General features: G+C 72.3%; 5 protein-coding genes. 4 read left to right on the top strand and 1 reads right to left on the bottom strand.

What is annotated here, in order from left to right; genetic code table 11:
• Positions 1-24: 24 nt before the first annotated feature.
• The 3 genes from Psi01_RS42540 (at position 25) to Psi01_RS42530 (ending at position 3262) form a co-directional block, all read left to right on the top strand.
• The gene (locus Psi01_RS42540; RefSeq protein WP_204069895.1) at positions 25-1509 is read left to right on the top strand and encodes a SulP family inorganic anion transporter; all 1485 of its coding nucleotides are present in this window, start codon (positions 25-27) and stop codon (positions 1507-1509) included.
• Between the two features lie 137 nt (positions 1510-1646).
• Positions 1647-2303 carry a ribulose-phosphate 3-epimerase gene (gene rpe / locus Psi01_RS42535; RefSeq protein ID WP_204069894.1) on the top strand — a complete coding sequence of 219 codons (657 nt, stop codon included), beginning with the start codon at positions 1647-1649 and terminating at the stop codon, positions 2301-2303.
• Positions 2304-2452: 149 nt separating this feature from the next.
• Positions 2453-3262 carry an oxygenase MpaB family protein gene (locus tag Psi01_RS42530; protein ID WP_204069893.1) on the top strand — a complete coding sequence of 270 codons (810 nt, stop codon included), beginning with the start codon at positions 2453-2455 and terminating at the stop codon, positions 3260-3262.
• On the opposite strand, the gene Psi01_RS42525 is transcribed toward Psi01_RS42530, so the two are convergent.
• Entirely contained in the window at positions 3246-5720 is a 2475-nt protein-coding gene (locus Psi01_RS42525; RefSeq protein WP_204069892.1) for a SpoIIE family protein phosphatase, read from the bottom strand. The genes Psi01_RS42530 and Psi01_RS42525 overlap by 17 nt on opposite strands.
• 97 nt (positions 5721-5817) lie before the next feature.
• Between Psi01_RS42525 and Psi01_RS42520 the strand changes: the two genes are divergently transcribed.
• A partial coding sequence (locus Psi01_RS42520; RefSeq protein ID WP_204069891.1) for a HAMP domain-containing protein occupies positions 5818-6972 on the top strand: 1155 nt, incomplete at its 3' end.

Below are 6972 nucleotides of genomic sequence, written 5' to 3'. Positions count from 1 at the left end.
AAGGACGTTGTCGTGCCGAGTCCGTTGTCCGCCGCCCGTCTGCTGCCCGCCTCCCGGCCGGCCTGGCTGTCGCCGAAGGTCGCCCGCACCGAGGTCCTGTCCGGCCTGGTGGTCGCGCTCGCCCTGATCCCCGAGGCGATCTCGTTCTCCATCATCGCCGGGGTCGACCCCGGCGTCGGGCTGTTCGCCTCCTTCACCATGGCCGTGGTCATCGCCGTCGTGGGCGGCCGCCCCGCGATGATCTCCGCGGCCACCGGTGCGATCGCCCTGGTGGTCGCCCCGCTGGTCCGCGAGCACGGCCTGGCCTATCTCATCGCCGCGGTCATCCTCGGCGGTCTCATCCAGATCGCCCTGGGCGCCCTGGGCGTGGCGAAACTGATGCGGTTCGTGCCGCGCAGCGTGATGGTCGGCTTCGTCAACGCCCTCGCGATTCTGATCTTCATGGCCCAGGTGCCCGAACTGCTCGACGTTCCCTGGGTGGTCTATCCGCTGGTGGCCGGCGGCCTGGCCCTGATGGTGTTCTTCCCCCGCATCACCACGGTGGTGCCCGCCCCGCTGGTGTCGATCGCGATCCTGACCGCCATCACCCTGGGCGCGGGCCTGGCCGTGCCGACGGTGGGCGACCGGGGCGCCCTGCCCTCGGCGCTACCGGGCTTCGGCCTGCCGCAGGTGCCCTTCACCCTGGACACCCTGTCCCTCGTCGCGCCCTACGCCCTGGCGCTGGCGCTGGTCGGGCTGATGGAATCGCTGATGACCGCCAAGCTGGTCGACGATCTGACCGACACCCACTCCAACAAGACGCGCGAGTCCATCGGCCAGGGCATCGCCAACATCGTCACCGGCCTGTTCGGCGGCATGGGCGGCTGCGCCATGATCGGCCAGACGATGATCAACGTCAAGAACGGCGCCCGCACCCGGCTGTCGACCTTCACCGCCAGCGTCTTCCTGATGATCCTGTGCATCGTCTTCGGCCCCTGGGTCTCCCAGATCCCGATGGCCGCCCTGGTCGCCGTCATGATCCTGGTCTCCTTCGCCACCTTCGACTGGCACTCCATCGCCCCGGCCACCCTCAGGCGCATGCCGTACGGCGAGACCATCGTCATGACCGTCACCGTCGCCGTCGTGGTCGTCACCCACAACCTGGCCATCGGCGTGGTCGTCGGCTCCATCACCGCCATGGTCATCTTCGCCCGCCGCGTCGCCCACCTGGCCGAGGTCACCGCCGTCGCCGGCCCCGACCGCACCCGGGCCGTCTACACCGTCACCGGCGAGCTGTTCTTCGCCTCCAGCAACGACCTGGTCTACCAGTTCGACTACGTCGGCGACCCCGACGAGATCGTCATCGACCTGTCCGACGCCCACATCTGGGACGCCTCCTCGGTGGCGGCCCTGGACGCCGTCACGACCAAGTACGCCGCCCGCGGCAAGACGGTCACCGTGATCGGCCTCAACGAACCCAGCGCACGGCTCCACGGCACCCTCGCCGGTCAACTGTCCGGCGGCCACTGACGGACCTGGTCTGCGCGGACAGCCCTGACCGGCCGCCCGCCGCAGGACCCGTGTCCGGCACGACCGCGCCCCGGCTCGGACCCGCGCCGTACCCGGCTCCGGCCCCGGGACGGGGCGACCAATAGACTCGGACCATCATGGCCGTACAGATCTCGCCCAGCATCCTGTCCGCCGACTTCGCCCGCCTCGCCGAGGCGGCCGCGGCGGTGTCCAACGCCGACTGGCTGCACGTGGACGTCATGGACAACCACTTCGTGCCGAACCTGACGCTCGGCCTGCCGGTCGTGGAGTCCCTTCTCAAGGCGACGTCCCTGCCGCTGGACTGTCATCTCATGATCGAGGACCCGGACCGCTGGGCCCCCGCCTACGCCGAGGCGGGAGCCGGGAGCGTGACCGTCCACGCCGAGGCCGCCAAGGCCCCGGTCCGGACGTTGCGGCAGATCCGCGCGGCCGGGGCGCGGGCGGGGTTCGCGCTGAACCCGGCCACGGCCGTCGAGCCGTACGAGGACCTGCTCGGTGAGATCGACATGCTGCTGCTGATGACGGTCGAGCCCGGATTCGGCGGTCAGAAGTTCCTCGACGTGGTGCTGCCCAAGATTCGCCGGGCGCGGGCGCTCATCGAGCGGCACGGCGGGCAGATCTGGCTCCAGGTCGACGGCGGTGTGGCGGCCGACACCATCGAACGCTGCGCCGAGGCGGGGGCCGACGTCTTCGTCGCCGGCAACGCGGTCTACGGGGCCGACGAGCCCGCCCGCGCCGTGGAGGAGCTGCGCAAGCTGGCCGCCAAGGTCTGAGCCGCAGGCTCCCGCGGGCCGTGGGCGCAGGAGCTGGATCGATCCGGTCTGGACCTGGGCAAACCTTCGGTCCGCGACAGGGAAACGGAGAGCACGTGGGTGTGAGTACGCCTCGGTAGGGTAATTACCCACTTACGAGGAGGTGGCCGATGGACCACGGGCTGTTCGGGCCGGGTTCGGTGACGTGGCGGGTGATGGGGGAGCCGATCCTGCTGGTGGGAGGCTTCCGGGCGCTGCTGATGCAGGGGCTGCACCCGCGGGCGATGCGCGGGGTCATCCAGAACTCCGCGCTGATGGACCCGTCGGAGGCATGGGCCCGCTTCACGCGCACCACCGAGTTCGTCCGGGTGCGCACCTACGGCACGAGCGCGGAGGTCGCGCGGGCCGGCGCCCGGGTCCGGAAGATCCACTCCAAGCTCACCGCGTTCGACCCCGACACCGGGGAGCGCTTCCGGCTGGACGAACCCGACGCGCTGCGCTGGGTGCACGTCGGCGAGGTCGACTCCTACCTGTCGGTCGCCCGGCGCGCCGGGGTGCGCCTGACCGACGCCGAGGCCGACCGGTTCGTGGCCGAGTGGCGCCGCGCCGCCGAGGTCGTCGGCCTCGCGCCCGAGGACGTCCCCGGCTCGGTCGGGGAGATGCGCGACTACATAGAGGCGTGCCGTCCCGGGCTGCGCCTGGTGCCCGAGGCGACCCACCCGCTGCGCCAGTCGCTCAACGCCCCGCTGCCGGCCTATCTCATCCCGCTCAAGCCGATCTTCCCCGCGCTCACCCTGCTGGCCTTCGCCACCCTGCCGCGATGGGCGCGCAGGATGTACGGCCTGCCCGCCACGCCCCTGGGCGACCTGTGGGCGACGGCCACGCTCAAGACCCTGCACACGGGGATCGGGCTGGTCCCCGAGCCGGTCAGATACGCCCCCGACGCCCGGCGCGCCCGGCGGCTCAACGACGCGGCGTGACGGCCTGCAGGATGAGCAGGGCGAAGTCGTCCTGCGGGGGGTCGGGAGAGAAGTCCAGGGTCGCCTGACGCAGCCGCTCGGCGATCGCCCGGGCGGGCATGGACGCGCACCGGGAGAGCATCCGGGTCAGCCCGTCGTCGTCGTCGAGCAGCCGGCCGCTCGAGCGCCGCTCGGTGACGCCGTCGGTAACGCACAGCAGCGTGCTGCCCGGTTCGAGGTCGAAGCCCTCCTCGAAGAACTCCTCGCCGTCGAGCAGGCCGACCAGCAGCTGTGAGGACGCCGGGACGCGCACGATGCCGTCGGGCAGCATCATGAGCGGCGGCGGATGCCCCGCGCAGCACAGGATGCAGCTGACCCCGCCGCCGGGCCGGGCGCGCACCTCCCCGCAGACCATGCTGAGGAACCGGTTGCGGCCGTCGTCCTCCAGGATGAGGGAGTTGAGGCGGTTCAGGATCGCCGCTGGGCCGTACCCGTCACGTGCTAGCAGACGCAGGGCGTGCCGGGCCAGGCCGGTGACCGCGGCCGCCTCGGGCCCCTTGCCGCACACGTCGCCGAGCGCGAAGACCCACCGGTCCTCGCCCGCCGCGTAGACGTCGTAGAAGTCCCCGCCGACCTCGCTGCCCTCCCCGGCGGGCTCGTAGACGACGGCGCAGCTGACGCCCGGGATCTCGGTCATCTCGACCGGCATCAGGCTCCGCTGCAGGATGTGCGAGGTCGAGGCCACCCTGCTGTACTGCCGGGCGATGTGGACGGCCAGGGCGAGGCGGCGGCACAGGTCCTCGGTCAGGCGCACGATCTCCCCGGTGAGGCCGTCGGCGTCGCGCCGGCCCAGCACCAGCCGGCCGATCCCGGTGGTGCCGACCGTGATCGGGAACACCAGCACGGCGCCCGACCCCTCCAGCCCGGCCGGCCACTCCCACCTGCCCTGCGCCCGGGGCGGGGACTGCTTGGCCAGCAGCGTGCCCAGGATCTCGTTGTGCTCCTCGTCGGCGTGCCAGGCGTGCGCCAGCCGGAGGTCGAAGTCGTCGACGAGATAGACGGCGGCCCACGTCGCGATCCGGGGGACGAGCAGCTGCGTGGCCAGGACCGCCACCAGGTTCTCGTCGAGGATGCCCGTCAGCAGGTCGCTGGCCTCGGCCAGGAACGTCAGCCACCCGCGCCTGGCCCGCTCGGCCTCCGCCAGCTGCGCGCGGTCCACGGCCGCCGCGATCCGGTGGGCGGCGCGCTGCAGCCCCGCCGCGACGCGGTCGTCGAAGGCCCCGGCACGCGAGGCGGTCACCACGACGAAGCCCAGAACCCGCTCGTCCGTCACCAGGGGGACCGACACCAGGCTCCGGAAGTCGCCGTCCAGGCCGGTCTGGCCGGGCTGGGCGTCGTCGAGGACGAAGGGGCGCACGGCCGCCCTGGCGGTGTCGAACAGGCCCTCGGAGGGCAGGTCCGCGGACGGCCGCGGCGCCGAGCCGGCCATGGCCGCGACCCCGAGGCGGCCGGTCTCCTGGTGCGGCAGCAGGACGTGGCAGGCGTCCCCGTCGGCCATGCCCAGCACGATCTCGGCCACCCGGTCGAGAAGGGCGTCGGTGTGCCCGATGTCGGCCAGGACGTCCTGCAGCGCCCGGTGGCCGGGAAGCTCGTCCGCGGCGGCGGGGTGGCGCGGTCGCGCGGCGGGGGCGGTGAGCACGTACTCGTGCTGCCGGGGGACCATCAGCCAGACGGTCCGCGGACCGTGGGCGGCCCCCTCGGCGCGCAGGTGGGAGACGAACAGGGGAACCGTCCGGCCGGAGCGGTCGCGCACGGCGCACCATCCCTGCCAGCGTCCCACCGCGAGCGCCTCGCCGAAGGAGAGCGCGTGGTCGTCGGGCCACTCGATCAGGTCCTCGAAGTCCCGGCCCAGCACCTCCTGCGCGCTCCACCCCAGGAGGGCGTGCGCGGCGTCGTCCCAGTGGATGATCGTGCGGTCGGGCCCGACGGCGGCCACGGCGATCCGCAGCGTGTTCAGGGGAGCGGTGAGGTCCGCCGGCACGGTCCCGGCCGAGCGCACCCCGGCGTCGACCCCGCCGCGCATCAGGTCCAGCCGGAACCAGACGCGCTTGGCGGTGCGGGTGTACGTCACGCCCCAGGAGTCGGAGATCAGCCGGGTCAGGGCCAGCCCGCGCCCCCTGACCCGGTCCTGCGGCGGCAGGTCCTGCGGCGGGGCGTCGGAGACGGGCCGCCCGGGATGGAGGTCCTCGACCTCCACCTGCACGGAGGTGCGCGCCCCGTCCAGCCGGCAGACGACCTCCGCCCCGGTCCCGGCGTGGATCACGGCGTTGGTCACGAGCTCGCTGGTCAGCAGGACCGCGTCGTCGATCTTCTCTGTGACGTTCCACCGGGTCAACGCATGCGCGACGAAGCGCCGGGCATCGGACGGCGCACCTGAACCGTGATCGAACAGGGCGCGTGCGACAAGTGGGTCCTCCACTTCTCCTCCCTAGAACATCACTCGATGTGCACACATGTTCACTGACACAGTGACAGACTGACGAGGTTCACGTGCGCTGAGTTATCGAGAAGACCTCATGGAACTCATAACAGCCGGGCAGTCCCCCCATCCGGACCCGGCGGGCCATGGCTCGTCTCCGGATCGGCACTGGCTGCCCGAATCCGATCTGCGTCCCCTCCTCGTCGGTCTCGCCGGGCTTCGCGACGGCGATTTCCGCACCCGGCTGGCCCCCCGAGGGGACGGCCTGCTCGCCGAGATCATGACCCTGTTCAACCAGGTGGCCGATCGCAACAGGCACCTGGCCGACGAGCTCGTACGGGTCCGCCGCGAGGTCGCCCGGCAGGGGCACCTCGACGAGAGGCTCACCGCCAGTCCCGGCACCGGGGGGTGGGTGACCTGCGTGGAGTCGGCTAACTCCCTCATAGACGCCCTGGTCATCCCCATGGCCAACGCCGCCCGCGTGCTCGACGCCGTGGCCGACGGCGACCTGAGCCAGCGGGTCGACCTGGAGGAGAACAACCGCCCCCTGCGCGGGGGCCTGCGGCGCACCGGCAAGGCCGTCAACCGCATGGTGGACCAGCTCGCGCTCTTCACCGGGGAGGTCACCCGGGTCGCCCGCGAGGTCGGCACCGAGGGCCGCCTCGGCGGCCGGGCCAAGGCCCAGGGCATGTCGGGCAGCTGGCGCGACGTCACCGAGGCCGTCAACACCATGGCCGCCCGGCTCACCGCCCAGGTCCGCGACATCGCGGTGGTGACGACCGCGGTGGCCCGCGGGGACCTCACCCGGCAGGTGACCGTCGAGGCCACCGGTGAGCTGCTGGAGCTCAAGCTGACCGTGAACACGATGGTGGACCAGCTGTCGGCCTTCGCCGACGAGGTGACCCGGGTGGCCCGCGAGGTCGGCACCGAGGGGCGGCTGGGCGGTCAGGCGCAGGTGCGGGGCGTGTCCGGGGTGTGGAAGGACCTCACCGACAACGTCAACTTCATGGCCTCCAACCTGACCACCCAGGTCCGCGACATCGCCCAGGTGGCCACCGCGGTGGCCAAGGGCGACCTGGGACGGAAGATCACCGTCGAGGTCAAGGGGGAGATCCTCCAGCTCAAGGACACGATCAACACGATGGTGGACCAGCTGTCGGCCTTCGCCGACGAGGTGACCCGGGTGGCCCGCGAGGTCGGCACCGAGGGCCAGCTCGGCGGCCGGGCCGAGGTCAAGGGCGTCTCCGGCACC

This window comes from Paraplanobispora siamensis (genome assembly GCF_016863175.1).
Classification (GTDB): Bacteria; Actinomycetota; Actinomycetes; order Streptosporangiales; family Streptosporangiaceae; genus Planobispora; species Planobispora siamensis.
This window is presented reverse-complemented; position numbering and strand designations above follow the sequence as displayed.